The sequence below is a fragment of the Dysosmobacter sp. genome, from assembly GCF_034093755.1.
GTDB lineage: Bacteria > Bacillota > Clostridia > Oscillospirales > Oscillospiraceae > Oscillibacter.
In genome coordinates this window covers 1-18,530 of the sequence record NZ_JAXEBZ010000076.1, presented here as the reverse complement: position 1 = coordinate 18,530, position 18,530 = coordinate 1, and the positions used below count along the sequence as shown (strand labels likewise).

The window sequence follows — 18,530 nt, the reverse complement described above, 5'->3', positions numbered from 1 at the left end:
GGGTCCATATACCGCAGGAAGTACCAGCAGGAGCCGGCCCACTGGGGCATGGTGTCCGTTTCACGCTGGGCAGGGCCGCCGCACTTGGGGCAGGTGGTGTTCACCCAGTCCGTCATCTTGGAGAGAGGAGATTCGCCGTCGTCGGTGAGTTCGTAGCTTTCCACCTCCGGCAGCAGCAGCGGCAGCTGCTCCTCCGGCAGGGGCACCCAGCCGCACTTGGGGCAGTTCACCAGGGGGATGGGCTCGCCCCAGTAGCGCTGGCGGCTGAACACCCAGTCGCGGAGCTTGAAGTTGGTCTTGGGATGGCCGATGCCCTGCTCGGTCAGCCACTTCTTCATGGTGGGGATAGCCTCCTTCACGGTCAGGCCGTCCAGGAAGCCGGAGTTCACCATGATGCCGGTGTCGTCCTTCAGGACGAAGGCCTCCTTGGTGACGTCGCCGCCCTTCACCACCTCGATGATGGGCAGGCCGAAGGCCTTGGCGAAGTCCCAGTCGCGCTGGTCATGGCCGGGCACGCCCATGACGATGCCGGTGCCGTAGCCCATCAGCACGTAGTCGGAGACGAAGATGGGGATGTGCTTCTTAGTGACGGGATGGACCGCCTCGATGCCCTGGAGCCGGACGCCGGTCTTGTCCTTGTTCAGCTCCGTGCGCTCCAGGTCGGACTTCCGGGCGGCGGCATCCATATAGGCGGCCACCTCGTCCCAGTTGGTCAGCTGGTCCTTCCACTGCTTCAGATAGGGATGCTCCGGAGACAGCACCATGTAGGTAACGCCGAACAGGGTGTCGCACCGGGTGGTGTAAACCGTCAGGTCATCGCCGTTGGTGGCGGTGAAGGACACCTCGGTACCCTCGCTGCGGCCGATCCAGTTGCGCTGCTGCACCTTCACCCGCTCAATATAGTCCAGATCGTCCAGATCGTCGATGAGGCGGTCGGCGTACTCGGTGATCTTCAGCATCCACTGGCTCTTCTCCTTGCGGATGACGGGAGAGCCGCAGCGCTCGCACACGCCCTCCACCACTTCCTCGTTGGCCAGCACGCACTTGCAGCTGGTGCACCAGTTGACGGGCATGGAGGCCTTGTAGGCCAGGCCCTTGTTGAACAGCTGCAGGAAGATCCACTGGGTCCACTTGTAGTAGCCGGGGTCGGTGGTGTCCACCACCCGGTCCCAGTCGAAGGAATAGCCCAGCATGTGGAGCTGCTTGGTGAAGTTGGCGATGTTCTGCCTGGTGACCACGGCGGGATGGACGTGGTTCTTGATGGCGAAGTTCTCCGTGGGCAGGCCGAAGGCGTCAAAGCCGATGGGGAACAGCACGTTGTAGCCCTGCATCCGCTTCTTGCGGCAGATGATGTCCATGGCGGTAAAGGGCCGGGCGTGGCCCACATGGAGGCCCTGGCCGGAGGGGTAGGGGAACTCGATGAGGCCGAAGAACTTCTCCCGGGTCTTGTCCCCGGTGACGGCGGCGAAGGGCTTCTCCTCCAGCCACCGCTGCTGCCATTTTTTCTCAATGGCGGTAAAATCGTATTTCATATCTCTCTCCTTCATTTTACAATCGGATTTTTCAATCATTTTTGGCGCGGCGTGTACGTGGCAAAAATACCTTGACTCAGCCGCCGTGGGCGGCGTTCACCAGTGACCGACGTCACTGGTGGGGGGAATCTAAAGGGGAGACCTGTCCCCTCTTTAAATTATAACGCCCCTGAGCCAATGGCTCAGGGGCGTTGAAAACGCTGTACCACCCTGATTCGGCCATCCGCGGACGGCCCTCAGTTCGGCGGATAACGGCGCCAGCCGTTCCGCCCTACTGTGGTTCAGGCGGAAAACTCCGGGACCAGTATACCGCAGGCTCCCCCGCCGGCTCACACCAGCCGCCGGCTCTCTTTGGGCGGGACGCCCGGGCTTTCTTCCCTTCAAAGTCGCTAACAGCGCTATTTTACGGGGAGTTTACCCATTTGTCAAGGGGCGGCGGAAATTTTCATCCGCCGGTCCGCGCCGCAGTTCACTGCTCCAGATAGGTCTCCCCCCATCTGGCCAGCTCCGCAAACACCGGCAGCAGCCCCCGGCCCTTCTCCGTCAGGGAGTATTCCACGTGGGGCGGAATCTCGTTGAACTGCTCCCGGCGGACGATGCCCAGACCCTCCAGGTCCCGCAGGGTGGCCGTCAGCATGGTGTTGGTGATGCGTGGCATGGCCCTGCGCAGCTCTCCGAACCGGAGGCTGGGCTTTTTGCAAAGCTCGTAAATCACCTGGGTCCGCCACTTTCCGCTCAGCAGCTCCAGCGTCCGCCGCACGGGACAGTCCTCCCGCACCGGACCGGTCAGCAGCTTCTGCAGATATTCCTCTTCCGTCATGTCTCCCGCCCCTTTCAGTACGGTTTTCCATACCAGGTACAGCGAATCTGCGTACTTGTACAGGATTTTCTGATATAGTATATTTTATATACCACAATACAGAAAAACGCAAGGAGGAACCGCCATGAAAACTGCGGTCATCTACTATTCCCGCCACCACGGAAACACCAAAAAGGTTCTGGACGCCATCGCCCGGGGACGCGACGTGACCCTCATCGACGCCGCGGAGACCCACAGCGCCCCCCTGGAGGACTACGATCTCATCGGCTTCGCCTCCGGCATCTACTACTCCAAATTTCAGAAAAGCGTGCTGCAGTTCGCCGAGGAGCACCTGCCGGAGGGCAAGAAGGTCTTTTTCGTCTACACCTGCGGCGCTGAAAAGCCGACTTATACCGGCGCCATCCGAAAGATCGCCGCGGAAAAGCACGCGGAGATTCTGGGAGAATTCGGCTGCCCCGGCTATGACACCTTCGGGCCGTTCAAGCTGGTAGGCGGCATCGCCAAGGGACGGCCCAACCAGGGGGATCTGTCCGACGCCGTCCGCTTTTTTGAGCAGATTACGGAATAAAAACGAGGGAGGATGTTCCTCCCTCGTTTTTTATCGGATACCCAGCCGCTCCGCCCAGCGGGCGCGCAGGGACGCCGCGCTGACCACCGGCAGCGGCTCCGCGTCACAGGGGGCGATGATCTTTTCCATCCACACCATGTCATACCAGCGGCCGAACTTATAGCCGCACCGGCGGAAGGTCCCGGCAAGGGTATAGCCCATATGGCTGTGAAACCGCACGCTGTCCAGCGTCAGGTGTTCGTCCTCCACAGGCGGAGAGGCGATGCTGGCGTACAGGTTCCGCAGGTGCATATCCCCCAGCGCCTGCTCAAGGGCGGTGTAGAGCTGCCGGCCCACGCCGGCTCCCCGGCAGTCCCATGCCACGTAAATGGACAGCTCCGCGTCCCAGTCATAGGCGGCGCGGGCGTGGAACGGCCCGGCGTAGGCGTAGCCCACGATGCGTCCCTCCGACTCGGCGGCAAAGTAGGGATACCGCTCCAGCGTATGGCAGATGCGCCGGCGGAACTCCTCCGCCGTGGGCGGCTCGTATTCAAACGTGATGGCGGTGTCCCGCACATAGGGGGCGTACAGCGACGCCAGCGCCGCAGCGTCCTCCGGTGTGACCCACCGGATGGTGATGTCCCGTTTCATCCCGTCCTCCTCTCTCCATGCGGAAAAGCGCCCCGAAACCGGGGCGCTTTTTGCCTGTGCTCAGTTCTCGGTCAGCACCCCGCTGAGGTCCACCGGCTTGCCGTCGGACCACAGCCGCTCCAAGGAGTAGAACTCCCGGGCCTCGGGGGAAAACACGTGAACCACGATGTCGCCGTAATCCAGCAGCACCCAGGTGCCGTCCCGGTAGCCCTCCCGGCGGAGGACGGGAACCCCCTTCTCATCCATCGCCTTCTCCACAGCGCCGCACAGGGCGTTGATCTGGGTGTTGGAGGAGCCGGTGGCAAACACGAAATAGTCGGCCAGAGAGGTCAGGTCCGTGATCTCCACGGCGGAGATCGCGGCGCCCTTCTTTTCATCCAGCGCCTTGGCGGCGGTCAGTGCCATTTCCTTCGGTGTCATAGAATTCTCCTTTTCTCGTTGTATCAGATATGGGTCAGCCTCCGTTTGGCTCCGGAGGCACGGTGGTCCAGTCCACGCCGCCTTCAAAGCCGTTGTCCGGCTCGGCGGGAGGCTCCGGCTGGGGTTCCGGCTGAGGTTCCGGTTCCGGCTGCGGCTCCGGCTGGGGCTGAGGCTCCGGGGTTCCGGAATTACCGCTGCTACCGGAACTGCCGGTGCTGCCGGAACTGCCGCTGCCGCCGGAGCTGCTGGTGCCGCCGGAACTGCTGGTGCTGCCGCCGTTTCCGGTGCTGCCATTGCCGGTGCTGGAATTGCCGCTGCCCTCTCCGGCGCCGCCGGAGGGTTCCGTGGTTCCGGAGCCGCCGGACTCGCCGGGGGGCTCCGTGCCGGGTTCTCCCCCTGTGCTGCCGCTGTCAACCGGCTCTCCGGTCTCCGGGTCGATCTCCACCTCGCCGGGGCCGAACTCTTCCTCGGGGTCTGTGGGCTCCGGGGCGTCCGCCGGAATCTCCGGCGGCACGGCGGCCTTGCTGTCCTCCACATGGCCGGTGGTGGAGCCCAGGCTGCCGTCGGCGTTGACATACATGATGTCCAGATCGCTGAGGGTAAATTCCTCCACAAAGGGACTGAGCCTGCTGTTGACGATCTCCAGCAGCTCCCTGGCGATGGGCACCACGTAGGACAGCTTCTGATGATAGCTGCGGCTCCAGGCGGAGACGCCCTTCCAGGGCATGGTCAGAAATTCCACATTGTCCGCGCTCAGCCCGCCGGACACCGCCTTCTGGCCGAACCACAGGATCTCCTGGAAGCTCAGGTCCGTCTCCACGTTGTTCTGGAACACCTTGGCAATCTTGCCGATGTTCAGCACGTTGGCGGGCTTCAGCAGCTGCTGGATCACCGCCTTCAGGAAGTTCTGCTGAATCTCCATGCGGCCGCTGTCGCCCACGCCGCTGCTGCCGTCGTTTTTCCGCCAGCGGATCACCTGCATGGCGTCCTCGCCGCTGAGGAGGCGGTAGCCCTTGGCCTGCTCAATCACCAGGTCCTGGTAGGGGTCATGGTAGCTCATATCGTAGGGCACGTCGAAGTACACGCCGCCGATGGCGTCCACCAGCTCGCCCACGGCCTCCCATTCCACCACCACCTGGTAATCCGGCTCAAAGCCCACCAGCTGGGCGATTTCCTTGTACAGGGCCTGGATGCCCTTGTCGCCGCCGCCATAGGTATTATAGACGGAATTGATCTTCTTCACATCCCAGGAGACGTTGACCATGGTGTCCCGGGGAATGGACATCACCGTGGCCTTCTGGTTGGTGACGTCATAGCTGGCCAGCAGCATGGTGTCGGTGTTTCCGCCGCCGCCGGTGTCCCGGCCCAGCACCAGGATGGTGTAGTAGTCCTCGCTTTTCCGCTCCCCGTCGGCCCGGGGACGGCTCCCCTCGCCGTAGTCGATCTCCTCTTTCTGGACGCCGCCGCTGCTTTCGTTCTTTTCACCGGGCAGAACCGGCCGCACGAACATGCTCTTGCAGGCCGCCACCGCAGCCACCGCCGCCGCCAGCACCGCCACAATGGCGATCAGCACCTTCTGCTGGCGGGTCAGGCGGCTTTTCTTCTTTTTCTCCCCACCCGCCACACGCTTTCCTTTGTATCTGCTCAATTCTCTCTCGTTCCTTTCAGGTCAGCCAGTGCCGCCAGCGTGGCACTGTGGACGGGGTTGCCCCGCGCCTTCATCTCCTCCACCGTCATGCTCAGACCCAGAACCATGCCGGCGTCCAGCCCCTCTTCGTAGCACACCCGCCGCAGCTCCTCCACGCCGGGGAAGTCCCGGGTGGCCTCGATGTAGTCCGCCAGGTAGATGATCTTCTCCAGCCGGGTCATGCGGGCATGGCCGGTGGTGTGCCAGAAAATGGCGGTGTAAATATCGTCATCCACGCCGTACACGTCCCGGGCGATGGCGGCGCCGGTCTTGGCGTGGAGCAGCTTCAGAGCCTTCTGCTCCAGCTCGTCCAGCTCAATGCCGTACTTCCGGCACAGCGCCATCTGCTCCTCCATGTCCAGCTTTTTCGTGGTATCGTGGAGCAGCGCCGCCACCCGGGCTTTCGTCACGTCCTCGCCGTACCGCTCCGCCAGACGGATGGCCTCCTGCTCGGTGGCCAGCACATGGGGCACCCGCTTGTACTTCAGGTGACTCATCGCCACCGCCCGCAGCTGCGGGAAGGTCAGGTGCTTCAAATCCGCCTGCACGCCGTACAGCCCGTGCCGCAGGATGTAGCCGTAGACGGCGGGGGGCAGCAGATGGGCCCCCTCGCCCCGGGCCAGCCGGTCCCGCAGCTCCGTGGAGGACACGTCGATGACGCCGGGAATGGTGAGGGTGTGGATGCGGGCGTTGGGATAGGCCTGATAGAGCCGGTGGCACTGGCGGCTGAAGGCGCTCTCCGTGTCCTCCCCGGACCGTCCGAAGGCCACCACCCCCGCCAGGTCAAAAATCTTCTCCGGCTGGTGCCAGTCCTGAATGGTCAGGAACATGTCCGTTCCCATCAGCAGCCACAGCTCCGCCTCCGGGTAGCGCTGACGAATGGCGGCCAGGGTGTCGGAGGTATAGCTCTTCCCCTCCCGCTCCAGCTCCAGGTTCAGCGTCTGCACCCGGTCCCCCAGGTTCATCTGCTCTCCGGTGAGGCGGGTCATCTCCAGCCGCTGCTCCGCCGAGGCGCTGCCCTCCGGCAGCGGCTTGTGGGGCGGGATGCCCGCCGGAATCAGCAGCAGCTGATCCAGCTTCAGCAGCTCAAACACCGCTTTTGCCGCCGTCAGATGGCCCAGATGGGGCGGATTGAACGTTCCGCCGTAGATACCGATTCTCATTGCAGCAACCCCTTTTCCGTTTCGTTTTGGCTCCCGCCGGCTCCGCGGGACGGTTACGCCTGCTTTTTCGGCTTGCTCTTCACCAGCTGAATCCGCTTTTCCCGGGGCTTGGAATGGCTCTCCCGGTACAGCACGAATTTGGTGCCGATGACCTGCACCACCTCGCTGCGGGTGGCTTTGGCCAGCGCCTCCGCCGCGGTGCGGGCGTCATACTCCAGATTGTTGTCCAGCACCCGGCCCTTTACCAGCTCCCGGGCCTCCAGGGCGTCATCGGCCTGACGGATCAGGTTCTCCCCCAGTCCGTCCTTGCCCACCTGAATAATGGTGTCGATGCCGTTGGCCAGGCCCCGCAGCTGGGCCCTCTGCTTGCTTGTCAGATCCATAGTTCTCCGGCGGATCGCTCCGCTCTTCCTTTCGTATTCTCTTCCGTACCTTCGGTATAGACGGTTATTTTCCCAGATAGGTTTCCAGTTTCGCCGCAAAAGCCTGCAAAGCCCTGCCCCGGTGGGAGATGGAACTTTTTTCCTCCGCCGTCAGCTGGCCGAAGGTCTTTGCCTTGTCCGGCACCAGAAACACCGGGTCATAGCCGAAGCCCCCCTCTCCCATAGGGGCGTAGGCGATGGCGCCGTCGCACCGGCCCTCGGCGGTGAGGGTGTCCCCGTTGGGGAAGGCGCAGGCGATGGCGCAGGCGAAGTGGGCGGCCCGGGTGGGCTGGCCCCGCAGGTTGCTCAGTAGCAGCCGGTAACGGCCCGCGTCATCCAGCCCCTCGCCGCCGTAGCGGGCGGAGTAGACGCCGGGGGCGCCCCCCAGGGCGTCCACGCAGAGGCCGGAATCGTCGGCAATAGCCGGCAGGCCGGAGGCGGCGCACACCGCCTTCGCCTTCAGCATGGCGTTTTCCGCGAAGGTGGCGCCGGTCTCCTCCACCTCCACATGGCAGCCCACGTCGGCAGGGCTCACCACCTCCACGCCCAGTCCCCGGAGAATGTCCCCCATCTCCCGGAGCTTGCCGGGGTTATGGGTGGCCAGTACAAATTTTTCCGCCATCACAGCTTCCCTCCCAGCGCTTTTCTCTGGAGGGCGATCAGCTCCCTGCAGCCCTTGGCGCACAACCGCACCAGGTCCTGCTGCTCCGCCACGGTGAAGGCCCGGCCCTCGCCGGTGCCCTGGACCTCCACAAGCTCGCCCCAGTCGTTGATGATGCAGTTCAGATCCACCATGGCCCGGCTGTCCTCGCTGTAGCGCAGGTCCAGCATGGGCTGGTCATCCACGATGCCGGCGGAGACGCCCGCCACATAGTGCAGAATGGGGCTGGAGCCCAGAACGCCCTCCTCCACCAGACGGCGGCAGGCCAGGGCCAGGGCGATGAAGCCGCCGGTGACAGAGGCGGTGCGGGTGCCGCCGTCCCCCTGAATCACGTCGCAGTCGATGGTGATGGTCCGCTCCCCCAGCTTGCTCAGGTCCACCGCCGCCCGGAGGCTGCGGCCCACCAGACGCTGAATCTCCGCGCTGCGGGGGGACAGCTTCAGCTTGGACACGTCCCGCTTGCTGCGGCTCCGGTTGGCCCGGGGCAGCATGGAATACTCCGCCGTCACCCAGCCGGTGCCCTCCGGCACATGGGGCGGGGCCTTGTCCTCCACACTGGCACAGCACAGCACCATAGTGTCGCCGCATCGGATCAGGCAGCTGCCCTCGGCAAATTTCACGAAATCCGTGGTGATCTCAATGGGGCGCAGCTCATCAAAGGCCCGCCCGTCAACTCTGTTCATGGACTCCTCCATTCCGCCGCCCGGGGCGGCTTCCCGCTGTTGTCACTTTTTCTTCTTATGCTTGTGCTTCGCGGCCCGTTCCGCCGCCTTGCGCTCCGCCTCGGCCGCCTTCTCTTTGGCCACGTACCGGTCCGTCTCCCGCTGCAGCAGCGCCTGGCGGGACACCCAGCTGGCCGTCAGCTCTCCCAGCACCATCACCCCGATCACGCCGGCAATCAGCGCCAGCGCCTTGCCCAGCAGGCCGCCGGGGATGTTCAGCCGGGCCAGTCCCGCGCACAGCAGCACCGCCACGAAAATCATCACCGTCTGCATCAGCAGCAGCCGCTTGCGCACCGCGTGGTAGAGAAACCGGCGGCAGGCGGGGCACACCAGGCTCAGCCGCCCTCTCACCATCAGCTGCCAGCGGGTGGCGTACACCTTTTTATGGCAATAGGGACAATCGATCAGCTTCACAAAGACATTCATAAAAGCGCTCCTTTACCCACCGTATCCTTGGTTTCTCAGGGCCGCGGCCCGGACGGCGCACGCCCGGTTGAAGACGGCAGTCACCGGCCCCTCCGGTTCTCTTTCAGAGGACGGCCTCCGCGTAGGCCCGGGCGTCGAAGGGCTTCAGGTCGTCGATGCCCTCGCCCACGCCGGCGAATTTCACCGGCACCCCCAGCTCCCGGGCGATGGGCACCACGATGCCGCCCTTGGCGGTGCCATCCAGCTTGGTCAGCACGATGCCCGTCAGCCCTGCCGTCTCCTGGAAGGTGCGGGCCTGAATCAGGCCGTTCTGGCCGGTGGTGGCATCCAGCACCAGCAGCGTCTCCCGGGAGGAACCGGGGCACTCCCGGTCGATGATCTTGCTGAGCTTGGCCAGCTCATTCATCAGGTTCTGCTTGTTGTGAAGCCGCCCGGCGGTGTCGCACAGCACCACGTCCACGTTCCGGGCCTTGGCGGCCTGGAGAGCGTCAAACAGCACGGCGCCGGGGTCGGCGCCCTCGTGCTGGCGCACGATCTCGCAGCCGGCCCGCTCCGCCCAGATCTGCAGCTGGTCGGCGGCGGCGGCGCGGAAGGTGTCCGCCGCGCAGAACAGCACCCGCTTTCCCTCTTTTTTCAGCTGGCTGCCGATCTTGCCGATGGAGGTGGTCTTGCCCACGCCGTTGACGCCGATGAACAGCACCACCGCGGGGGCACCGGACAGATCCAGCGCCGTGTCCCCCACTTCCATCATCTCCACCAGAATGTCCCGCAGGGCGCCGCGGACCTCCTCCTGGCCCTGGAGCTTCTCCTTCCGGACCCGCTGGCGCAGCTGCTCCACCGCCTCGGTGGCGGTGTCCACGCCCATGTCCGCCAGAATCAGCGTCTCCTCCAGCTCCTCAAAGAAGGCCTCGTCCGCCTCCGTGAAGCCGCCGAACAGGTTGGTGGTGATTTTTTTCAGTTTGTCAAAAAAGCCCATAGCTGCGCTCCTTACTCAATTTTCAGTTCTTTCGCCATGTCATTGAGATTGATGGTCAGAATCTTGCTGACGCCCTGCTCCTGCATGGTGACGCCGTAGAGGACGTCGGCCTCCTCCATGGTGCCCCGGCGGTGGGTGATGACGATGAACTGGGTGCGGCCCGCCAGACGCCGCATATACCGGGCGTAGCGGGTGACGTTCACGTCGTCCAGTGCCGCCTCGATCTCGTCCATGACGCAGAAGGGGGTGGGATGGACCTTCAGAATGGCAAAGTACAGGGCGATGGCCACGAAGGCCTTCTCGCCGCCGGAGAGCAGGGAGATGGTCTTCAGGGTCTTTCCCGGGGGCTGGGCCTTGATTTCGATGCCGCAGCCCAGAATATCCTTCTCGTCCTCCAGCTCCAGCGTGGCCTGACCGCCGCCGAACAGCTCCTGGAAGGTGGTCTGGAAGCTCTCTTTCAGCAGCTGGAACTGCTGGGCGAAAATGACGGTCATCTGGTCCGTGATCTCCCGGATGACGCCCTCCAGCTCGCCCTTGGCCTTTTCCACGTCGTCCCGCTGGCCGGAGAGGTAGGTGTAGCGGCCGTTGACCCGCTCGAATTCCTCGATGGCGCCGATGTTGGGATTCCCCAGGGCGCTGATCTCCCGCTTCAGCTCGCCGATGCGGCGGTTGGCCCTGGGCAGGCTCTCCATCTCCATCCGCTGGGCCTGGGCGTCGGAGTGGGACAGCTCGTAGCGCTCCCACAGCCGGTCCAGAATCACCTTTTCCTCCAGGGCGGCGCCGGACAGCTTCTGCTCCAGCGCCGAGACGGACTTCTCCCAGCTCAGCAGCTGCTCGTTCATCTCCTGGCTGGCCCGGGTTCTGGCGGTGCGCTCCGCCTCCAGCGCCAGCTTCTCCCGGCTCAGCTCCGCCAGCCGGTCCCGGAAGGTCTGGCCCTGGCCCCGCAGCTCCTCCGCCTGACGGCGGCGGCGCTCCAGCTCCGTCTGGGCCTCCTCCATGCTCCTCTGATAGGCCTCCGCCTGGCGGGCCTTCTCCTCCCGGTCGCCGGTGAGCTGGCGCCGCAGCTCCTCCAGGTCCCCCAGGGACCGGAGGGTGGCGTCCTTCTCGGCGCTCAGGGCGGCCATATCCGCCTTGCGGCCGGTGATCTCCTCTGTCAGCTGGCCGGACCGGGCCAGCAGCTCCGTCTGGCCCGCCAGCAGCTCCTCCGCCTGACGGCGGCACTCCGCCGCCTCCGCCTCTCTGGCGGCAATGGTCTCCCGGATCGCCGCCAGCCGGGCGCCGTTGTCCCGCAGGCGGCCGTCAATGGCGGTCAGCTCGCCTGCCAGATTTTCCCCGCTGTCCCGCAGGGACTGGAGCAGAATGTCATAGTGGTCCTTACGGCCCTTCAGCCGCAGCACCTCGTCCTCCGCCTGGCGGCGCTGGGCCTCCGCCGTCTCCAGCTCGTACTGGGCGGCGTTCAGTTCCCGGTTCACGGACTCCTCGTCCCTGGCGGCGGCGGCCAGATGCTCCCGCAGCCGGGCCGCCTGGGCCGTCAGCTTTTCCAGCTCCGCCGCCCGGCTCAGCACGCCGCTGCTGCGGCTGACGCTGCCGCCGGTCATGGAGCCGCCCCGGTTGATCACCTGGCCGTCCAGGGTGACGATGCGGAAGCGGTTCTGGTACTTCCGGGCCATGGCGATGGCGCAGTCCATATCCTCGGCAATCACCGTCCGGCCCAGCAGGCTGTGGAAAATGTTCTGATACGTCTGATCAAACCGCACCAGCCGGGAGGCCAGGCCCACGTAGCCGAACTCCTCCTCCAGCCGGGGCTCCCGCAGCTCGTCGCCGCGGATGGCCGTCAGGGGCAGGAAGGTGGCGCGGCCGCCGTCCCGCTGCTTCAGGAAGGAGATGGCGGCTTTGCCGTCCTCCTCCCGGTCCACCACAATGTTCTGCAGCGCGCCGCCCAGGGCCACCTCCATGGCCACGGAGTACCTGGGCTCCGTTTTCATCAGGTCCGCCACGGTGCCGCGGATGCCCCGCAGGGAATTCCGGGCCTGCATCACCAGCTTCACCGCCCGGGAGTAGCCCTCGTAGTCCCGCTGCATCTCCGTCAGCATCCGGATGCGGTTTTCCGCCGCGCCCACGTCCATGGTCAGCTGCATCCGCCGCTCCGACGCGGCGGCGGCCTTCTTTTTCCGCTCCTCCATCCGCAGGCTGTGGCCGGCGATGATGTTGGCGGCGGCCTCCGCCTCGTCCTGGGCGTCCTCCAGGGCGCGGCGGTTGGCCCTGGCCTCCTTTTCCGCCGTCTCCAGCTGTCCGCCCTCGCTCTCCTGCTGGGCGATGACGGCCTCCCGCCGCTGGCGCAGCTGGCCGCTCTCCGCCTCCACGGCGGACTGCTCCGCCCGGGCATCGGCGGCGGCTGCCGCCGCCACGGCCTCCCGGCCCCGGAGGGCCTCGGCGCCGGACTGTTTGTCTCCCGCCTGGGCCGACGCCTCCCGGGCGCGGTCCAGCAGGGCGTTCAGTTCCTCTTCCAGCCGCCGCAGCTGCTCTTCGATCTCCGCCACCCGGCGTTCCTGTTCCTCCGCCTGGCGCTGCAGCCCGCCGGCCCGGGAATCCCGCTCCTTCAGCTCCCGCCGGGCCAGCTCAATGCTCTCCCGGTGGTGGACCAGGGTGGATTCCAGCACCGCCGCCGCGGACTCCTCCTCGGCGATGCGGCTGTCCAGCTCCGCCGCCTGTGCCCGGACGGCGTCGGCCTCCATGTCCTTTTCCTGCATCTTCTGCCCGTAGCCCTCGCTCTCGGCATACAGGGCGTCCATCTGCCGCCGGGCCTCATCCCGCTGGGCGCCGGCGTCCCGCAGCTCGATCTCCAGCTTCCGGGTATTGGCCTTCAGCTCGTCCAGATTGGTGAGCCAGACGGAGATCTCCAGCAGACGCAGCTCGTCCCGGAGGACCAGATATTTCTTCGCCTTTTCCGCCTGGTCCCGCAGAGGCTCCACCTGCAGCTCCAGCTCGGCGATCTTGTCGTTGATGCGCACCAGATTCTCGTCGGTGCGCTGGAGCTTCCGCTCCGCCTCCTCTTTCCGGTAGCGGTACTTGGAAATACCCGCCGCCTCCTCGAAGATCTCCCGGCGGTCGCTGCTGCGGGTGGAGAGGATCTCGTCGATTTTGCCCTGGCCGATGAGGGAATAGCCCTCTTTGCCCATGCCGGTGTCCAGAAACAGCTCCGTCACGTCCCGCAGCCGGACGGACTGGCGGTTGATATAGTACTCGCTGTCGCCGGTGCGGTAATACCGCCGGGTCACCGCCACCTCCGACTCCTCCATGGTGGGGAAGATGTGCTCCGTGTTGTCGATCACCAGCGTCACCTGGGCGAAATTGGCCGGGCCGCGGCGGGCGGTGCCGCCGAAGATCACGTCCTCCATCTTGCTGCCCCGGAGGCTCTTGGTGCTCTGCTCGCCCATGACCCAGCGAATGGCGTCGGAAATGTTGGACTTTCCGCTGCCGTTGGGCCCCACGATGGCGGTGAGGTCCTCGCCGAAATTCAGGACCGTTTTGTCGGGGAAGGATTTGAAGCCCTGAATTTCCAGTGCTTTCAGGTACATAAGCGCGCCTCTCTCTTCTGAAATCTGTCCGCGGCGGGCAGGCCGGGGCATCCGGCCCCGCCGGCTTCCCGGAGCCGCGCCCCGCCGCCGGGGTCCGCGGTTCTTTTCCGCCGCGGAAAAGAATCTGATATCGGATATAGTGATTTATTGTATCATGCCGGGCACTGTTTTTCAAGATTTTATGCGGGACCGCCGGCGGATAAATGCGCCCCGGCGGCCTTTTTCCTCCGCCGGACAGAAAACAAGTCCTGTGCGGCGCTCCGCACAGGACTTGCTTTCTTCGAAAAAGTGGCCTTGCCACTTTTTCGAGGAGGGCCGCGGTCCCGCTTATTCCTCGATATGCTCCTGCCCCTGGGCGATGATGGTCCGCACGTGGTCATCCGCCAGGGAGTAGAACACGGACTTGCCCTCCCGGCGGCTCTTCACCAGCTTGTTCTGCTTCAGAATCTTCAGCTGGTGGGAGATGGCCGACTGGGTCATGTTCAGCACCGAGGCCAGGTCGCAGACGCAGACCTCCGCCTCAAACAGCACGAACAGAATGCGGATGCGGGTGGAGTCTCCGAAAATCTTGAACAGCTCCGCCAGGTCATACAGCTCCGTCTCGTCCGGCATGGTGTCATTCACGATTCTCAGCAGGTCCTCATGGACCTCCTCGCTCTCACAGCAGAATTCTTCCCGTTCCGTCATAGGTTCCTCCTTATCGTTTTTCCACAATCAGCGCCCGGATGGCGTTCAGCACCGCCAGCACCATGACGCCCACATCCGCGAAGATGGCCGCCCACATGTTGGCGATGCCCAGGGCGCCCAGCAGCAGGCAGACCAGCTTGATGCCGATGGCGAACACAATGTTCTCATAGACGATTCGCATGCACTTCCGGGCAATCCGGATGGCCGTCACGATCTTCATGGGGTCATCGTCCATCAGCACCACATCCGCCGCCTCGATGGCGGCGTCGGAGCCCAGGGCGCCCATGGCGATGCCGATATCCGCCCGGGACAGGACGGGGGCGTCGTTGATGCCGTCGCCCACAAAGGCCAGCTTCTCGCCGGCTCCCTTCCGCGCCAGCAGCGCCTCCACCCGGTCCACCTTGTCGGCGGGCAGCAGGCCGCTGTGGACCTCGTCCACCCCCAGCTCCTGCGCCACCTGCCGGGCCACCGGCTCTGCGTCGCCGGTGAGCATCACCGTTTTCCGGACGCCGGCTTTCCGCAGCTCCTGAATGGCCCGGGCGGAGGTGGGCTTCACCTGGTCGGAGATGAGGATGTGCCCCGCATAGACCCCGTCCACGGCCACATGGACCACCGTTCCCACCTGATGGCAGGGCACCGCCTCCACGCCCAGGCGGCTCATCAGCTTCCCGTTGCCCACCGCCACCGGGATGCCGTCCACCCGGGCGGTGACGCCGCTGCCGCTGATCTCCTCCACCTCCGTCACCCGTTTTTCATCCAGGGGCTTTCCGCAGGCCTCCTTCAGGCTGCGGCTGATGGGATGGGTGGAAAAGCTCTCCGCCAGAGCCGCGTACTCCAGCAGCTGCTCCTGTTCCATCCGGTTGTGATGGACCCCCGTCACCGCGAACACGCCCCGGGTCAGGGTGCCGGTTTTGTCAAACACCACGTAGCGGGTTCCGGCCAGCGTCTCCAGATAGTTGGAGCCCTTCACCAGCACACCGGCGTGGCTGGCGCCGCCGATGCCGGCGAAAAAGCTGAGGGGAATGCTGATCACCAGTGCGCAGGGGCAGCTGATGACCAGGAAGGTCAGGGCACGGTAGACCCAGTCGCCCCAGGCCGGGGCCTGCCCCATCGCCAGCAGCGCCAGAGGCGGCAGCACCGCCAGGGCCAGGGCGCTGTAACAGACGGCGGGGGTGTAGTACCGGGCGAAGCGGGAGATGAACCGCTCGGACCGGGACTTCTTGGAGCTGGAGTTCTCCACCAGGTCCAGGATTTTGGAGACGGTGGACTCCCCGAACTCCCGGGTAGTGCGGATTTTCAGCACGCCGTTCAGGTTGATGCAGCCGCTGATGATGTCGTCGCCGGGCTGCACCTCCCGGGGGAGGCTCTCGCCGGTGAGGGCGCTGGTGTTCAGCGCCGCCCTTCCCTCCGTCACCACGCCGTCAATGGGCACCTTTTCGCCGGGCTGGACCACAATGACCGTGCCCACTGCCACCTCGTCCGGGTCCACCCGCTCCAGGCCGTGCTCCCCTTCCACGTTGGCGTAGTCGGGCCGGATGTCCATCAGCTGGCTGATGTTCCGGCGGCTCCGGTTGACGGCGCAGCTCTGGAACAGCTCGCCGGTCTGGTAGAACAGCATGACCGCCACGCCCTCCCGGTAGTCGCCCAGGGCGATGGCGCCCACCGTGGCCGCCGCCATCAGGAAGTTCTCGTCAAAGACCTGGCGGTTCAGGATTCCCCTGCCCGCCTTCAGCAGGATGTCATAGCCGATCACCAGGTAGGGGATCATGTACAGCCCCAGCCCCGTGGGGCCGTCAGGCACCGGCGCCAGAGCCAGCAGCACCAGCAGCGCCGCCGCGGCCAGAATCCGGGCCAGCATCTTCTTCTGTTTCTGATTCATGGGGAATTCCTCCAATCACGGAAGCTGCGCGGACGCCTGCCCTCACAGGAAAATCTCGCAGTCAGCCTCCACTTTTCTGCAGTTCTTCCGGACCTCCCGCATCACGGCGGCGGGGTCCCGGCCATCCTCAAACTCCACGGTCATTTTCAGCATCATGAAATTCACCGCCGCGTCCGCCACGCCGGCAGTCCGCTTCGCCGCCTCTTCCATCTTGTTGGCGCAGTTGGCACAGTCCACATCGATCTTATAGGTCTTTTTCATGGTCAATCGCTCCTTCATTCATTTCTTCATTTGAGCATTTGTTCAATTGTTGTTTTGAATTTACTCCTGTTTTCCCGGTTTGTCAAGTGGGTATTTCCGTTATCCTCGAAACAGATCTCGACATTTCCGGAAGATTGTGCTATTCTTTGAAAAGAACAACGGTTGGGAGGTGGGTCCCTTGCGGGAGAAGCAGCAGCGGCTGGTGGTGGCGTTCCACACCACGGCCGACGCGATGGCGGCGGAACGGCTGTGCCATCGCCATGGACTGGAGGGGCGGCTGATCTCCGTTCCCCGGTGCATCACCTCTGACTGCGGCATCGCATGGTCCGCCCCGCCCCACCTGCGCCAGGCGGTGGAGTCACTGCTCCGCGGCGGCGGCGTGGAGGCCGCCGGCTACTACGAGATCGCGGTGTGAGCCGGTCTTTTTGTTTGCCATTCGTTGTTCTTTTGAAAAAACATCGTATCCGTTCAAAAGGAGAGGATTTCTATGCGTGAAAAAAGCTGGGTCCGGGACTACGGGCTGATCCTGCTGACCGGCGTGATCATCGGCGCGGCCGCGCTGGCGCTGGCCGCCCTCGGCAATCCGAAAAACATGGGCTTCTGCATTGCCTGCTTCGAGCGGGACATCGCCGGCGCACTGGGCTTCCACAGCGCCGGAAAGGTACAGTACCTCCGTCCGGAGATCATCGGCATCGTGCTGGGCGCGGCGGTGTCCGCCGCCGTCTTCCGGGAGTTCCGGGCCAAGGCCGGCTCCTCCCCCGCCTGCCGCTTTGTGCTGGGCATGTTTGTAATGATCGGCGCGCTGGTGTTCCTGGGCTGCCCGCTGCGGATGGTCATCCGCCTGGGCGGCGGCGACCTCAACGCCGTCACGGCCCTGCTGGGCTTCCTGTCCGGCATTCTGGTGGGCGTGTTCTTCCTGAAAAAGGGCTTCTCCCTGGGCCGGGCCTATCCCGTCCCCGCCGGTGAGGGCTTCATGCTCCCCGGCGTCATGGTGATTCTGCTGGTGCTGCTGCTGGGCTTCCCCGCCCTGCTGAAATTCTCCCAGGAGGGCCCCGGCTCCATGCACGCCTTCTGGGCCGTGTCCCTCCTTGCGGGCCTGGCGGTGGGTGTGCTGTGCCAGCGCAGCCGGCTGTGCATGGCCGGCGGCCTGCGGGACGCTTTCCTGCTGAAGGATTTTACCCTGCTGACCGGCTTTGTGGCCATCTGGGTCACCATCACCGTGGGCAATCTGATCCTGGGCGGCTACAAGCTGGGCTTCCAGTCCCAGCCCATCGCCCACAGCCAGCATCTGTGGAATTTTCTGGGCATGGCGCTGGCGGGCTGGGGCTCCATCCTGCTGGGCGGCTGCCCCTTGCGCCAGCTGATCCTGGCCGGCGAGGGCAACGGCGACTCTGCCGTCACCGTGCTGGGCATGGTGGTGGGCGCCGCGGTGGCCCACAATTTCGGCCTTGCCGGCGGCGCTGACAGCGTGGTTGACGGCGTGTACAAGGTGGGCGGCATCGGCGCCGCCGGGCAGGCGGCGGTGGTGCTGGGCTTCGCGGTGCTGCTGGCCATCACCCTGACCCATCTTCCCCGAAAGGAGGGTTCCGTATGATTGACACCCGCGGTCTTTCCTGCCCCATTCCCGTGGTGATGGTGCAGGACGCCATCCGCAAAACCGGGGCGGACACCATCGAAGTGCTGTGTGACGCCCGGGTCTCCGTGGAGAACATCTCCCGCCTGGCCCGGAACTCCGACTATCGGGTCTCCGTGGCCGAAGACGACCCGGATTTCCGGCTGACACTGAACAGATAACCCTCTCTTCCCTCAGGCTGTCAAAAAAGTCCGGAGGACTTTTTGACAGCCTGTACAATGCCTCGCTTTTTTGCCTGCCGCGCAGGCCAAAAAGCTGCCGCTATGCGGCGCAAACGCTTGCTGCGCAAGCTTTTTGCAGGCATTCGATTCCACACGAGGGGACTCCCGGGCACCGTTGCGGCAATACGATCCCCGGCCCCGCCGGGGCCGCTGATCGTGCCGCATCCTCGAAAGCGGTTCGCTTTCTCCGCCACTGGCGGCGCTTCACCGCTTTCCCCCTCGTACTCCCCCTGCGAAACACCCC

At 64.8% G+C, this 18,530-nt stretch carries 20 protein-coding genes and 1 other annotated feature; of the genes, 4 read left to right on the top strand and 16 right to left on the bottom strand.

The annotated features are described in order from the left end of the window. Positions 1–1,532, bottom strand: a 1,532-nt coding sequence (gene leuS / locus SOX55_RS10155; RefSeq protein ID WP_325287338.1) for a leucine--tRNA ligase, incomplete at its 3' end; no start/stop codon positions are given. Between the two features lie 181 nt (positions 1,533–1,713). Continuing rightward, positions 1,714–1,925, bottom strand: a binding site (T-box leader). Positions 1,926–2,001: 76 nt separating this feature from the next. Further along, positions 2,002–2,352, bottom strand: a complete 351-nt coding sequence (locus SOX55_RS10150; RefSeq protein ID WP_325287337.1) for a winged helix-turn-helix transcriptional regulator — start codon at positions 2,350–2,352, stop codon at positions 2,002–2,004. A 124-nt stretch (positions 2,353–2,476) separates the two neighbouring features. Between SOX55_RS10150 and SOX55_RS10145 the strand changes: the two genes are divergently transcribed. Beyond that, positions 2,477–2,920 carry a flavodoxin family protein gene (locus SOX55_RS10145; protein ID WP_325287336.1) on the top strand — a complete coding sequence of 148 codons (444 nt, stop codon included), beginning with the start codon at positions 2,477–2,479 and terminating at the stop codon, positions 2,918–2,920. Between the two features lie 30 nt (positions 2,921–2,950). Here the strand turns inward: SOX55_RS10145 and SOX55_RS10140 are convergent, their stop codons facing one another. The 13 genes from SOX55_RS10140 to SOX55_RS10080 form a co-directional block, all read right to left on the bottom strand. Beyond that, positions 2,951–3,550: a GNAT family N-acetyltransferase gene (locus tag SOX55_RS10140; RefSeq protein ID WP_325287335.1), complete on the bottom strand. Its 600-nt coding sequence runs from the start codon at positions 3,548–3,550 to the stop codon at positions 2,951–2,953. 60 nt (positions 3,551–3,610) lie between these two features. After that, a complete protein-coding gene (gene rsfS / locus SOX55_RS10135) occupies positions 3,611–3,970 on the bottom strand; it encodes a ribosome silencing factor (RefSeq protein ID WP_325287334.1) in 360 nt (119 codons plus the stop codon). A 34-nt stretch (positions 3,971–4,004) separates the two neighbouring features. Further along, the gene (locus SOX55_RS10130) at positions 4,005–5,594 is read right to left on the bottom strand and encodes an LCP family protein (RefSeq protein ID WP_325287333.1); all 1,590 of its coding nucleotides are present in this window, start codon (positions 5,592–5,594) and stop codon (positions 4,005–4,007) included. 20 nt (positions 5,595–5,614) lie between these two features. Then, a complete protein-coding gene (gene nadD / locus SOX55_RS10125) occupies positions 5,615–6,820 on the bottom strand; it encodes a nicotinate (nicotinamide) nucleotide adenylyltransferase (protein ID WP_325287332.1) in 1,206 nt (401 codons plus the stop codon). A gap of 53 nt (positions 6,821–6,873) precedes the next feature. Then, complete coding sequence (gene yhbY, locus SOX55_RS10120) at positions 6,874–7,203, bottom strand: ribosome assembly RNA-binding protein YhbY (RefSeq protein ID WP_325287331.1); 330 nt, start codon at positions 7,201–7,203, stop codon at positions 6,874–6,876. Between the two features lie 64 nt (positions 7,204–7,267). Then, positions 7,268–7,864, bottom strand: coding sequence for an XTP/dITP diphosphatase (locus tag SOX55_RS10115; RefSeq protein ID WP_325287330.1), 597 nt, complete (start codon positions 7,862–7,864; stop codon positions 7,268–7,270). Continuing rightward, the gene (gene rph, locus SOX55_RS10110) at positions 7,864–8,586 is read right to left on the bottom strand and encodes a ribonuclease PH (protein WP_325287329.1); all 723 of its coding nucleotides are present in this window, start codon (positions 8,584–8,586) and stop codon (positions 7,864–7,866) included. The genes SOX55_RS10115 and rph overlap by 1 nt, the downstream gene beginning before the upstream one ends. A 42-nt stretch (positions 8,587–8,628) precedes the next feature. Beyond that, a complete protein-coding gene (locus SOX55_RS10105) occupies positions 8,629–9,051 on the bottom strand; it encodes a hypothetical protein (RefSeq protein WP_325287328.1) in 423 nt (140 codons plus the stop codon). Positions 9,052–9,154: 103 nt separating this feature from the next. Beyond that, positions 9,155–10,027 carry a signal recognition particle-docking protein FtsY gene (gene ftsY / locus SOX55_RS10100; protein ID WP_325287327.1) on the bottom strand — a complete coding sequence of 291 codons (873 nt, stop codon included), beginning with the start codon at positions 10,025–10,027 and terminating at the stop codon, positions 9,155–9,157. A gap of 11 nt (positions 10,028–10,038) precedes the next feature. Further along, on the bottom strand, positions 10,039–13,605 hold the full coding sequence (gene smc, locus SOX55_RS10095) for a chromosome segregation protein SMC (RefSeq protein ID WP_325287326.1): 3,567 nt from the start codon (positions 13,603–13,605) through the stop codon (positions 10,039–10,041). A 327-nt stretch (positions 13,606–13,932) separates the two neighbouring features. Then, positions 13,933–14,292 carry an ArsR/SmtB family transcription factor gene (locus SOX55_RS10090; RefSeq protein ID WP_325287325.1) on the bottom strand — a complete coding sequence of 120 codons (360 nt, stop codon included), beginning with the start codon at positions 14,290–14,292 and terminating at the stop codon, positions 13,933–13,935. A gap of 10 nt (positions 14,293–14,302) precedes the next feature. Next, positions 14,303–16,171, bottom strand: coding sequence for a heavy metal translocating P-type ATPase (locus SOX55_RS10085; protein ID WP_325287324.1), 1,869 nt, complete (start codon positions 16,169–16,171; stop codon positions 14,303–14,305). 42 nt (positions 16,172–16,213) lie between these two features. Beyond that, the gene (locus tag SOX55_RS10080; protein ID WP_325287323.1) at positions 16,214–16,432 is read right to left on the bottom strand and encodes a cation transporter; all 219 of its coding nucleotides are present in this window, start codon (positions 16,430–16,432) and stop codon (positions 16,214–16,216) included. A 178-nt stretch (positions 16,433–16,610) separates the two neighbouring features. Between SOX55_RS10080 and SOX55_RS10075 the strand changes: the two genes are divergently transcribed. The 3 genes from SOX55_RS10075 (at position 16,611) to SOX55_RS10065 (ending at position 18,226) form a co-directional block, all read left to right on the top strand. Next, the gene (locus SOX55_RS10075; protein WP_325287322.1) at positions 16,611–16,847 is read left to right on the top strand and encodes a DUF3343 domain-containing protein; all 237 of its coding nucleotides are present in this window, start codon (positions 16,611–16,613) and stop codon (positions 16,845–16,847) included. 72 nt (positions 16,848–16,919) lie between these two features. After that, positions 16,920–18,026, top strand: a complete 1,107-nt coding sequence (yedE, locus tag SOX55_RS10070) for a YedE family putative selenium transporter (RefSeq protein ID WP_325287321.1) — start codon at positions 16,920–16,922, stop codon at positions 18,024–18,026. Beyond that, the gene (locus SOX55_RS10065; RefSeq protein ID WP_325287320.1) at positions 18,023–18,226 is read left to right on the top strand and encodes a sulfurtransferase TusA family protein; all 204 of its coding nucleotides are present in this window, start codon (positions 18,023–18,025) and stop codon (positions 18,224–18,226) included. Before yedE ends, SOX55_RS10065 begins: the two co-directional genes overlap by 4 nt. A 20-nt stretch (positions 18,227–18,246) precedes the next feature. Here the strand turns inward: SOX55_RS10065 and SOX55_RS10060 are convergent. Then, a partial coding sequence (locus tag SOX55_RS10060; protein ID WP_325287319.1) for a hypothetical protein occupies positions 18,247–18,530 on the bottom strand: 284 nt, incomplete at its 5' end.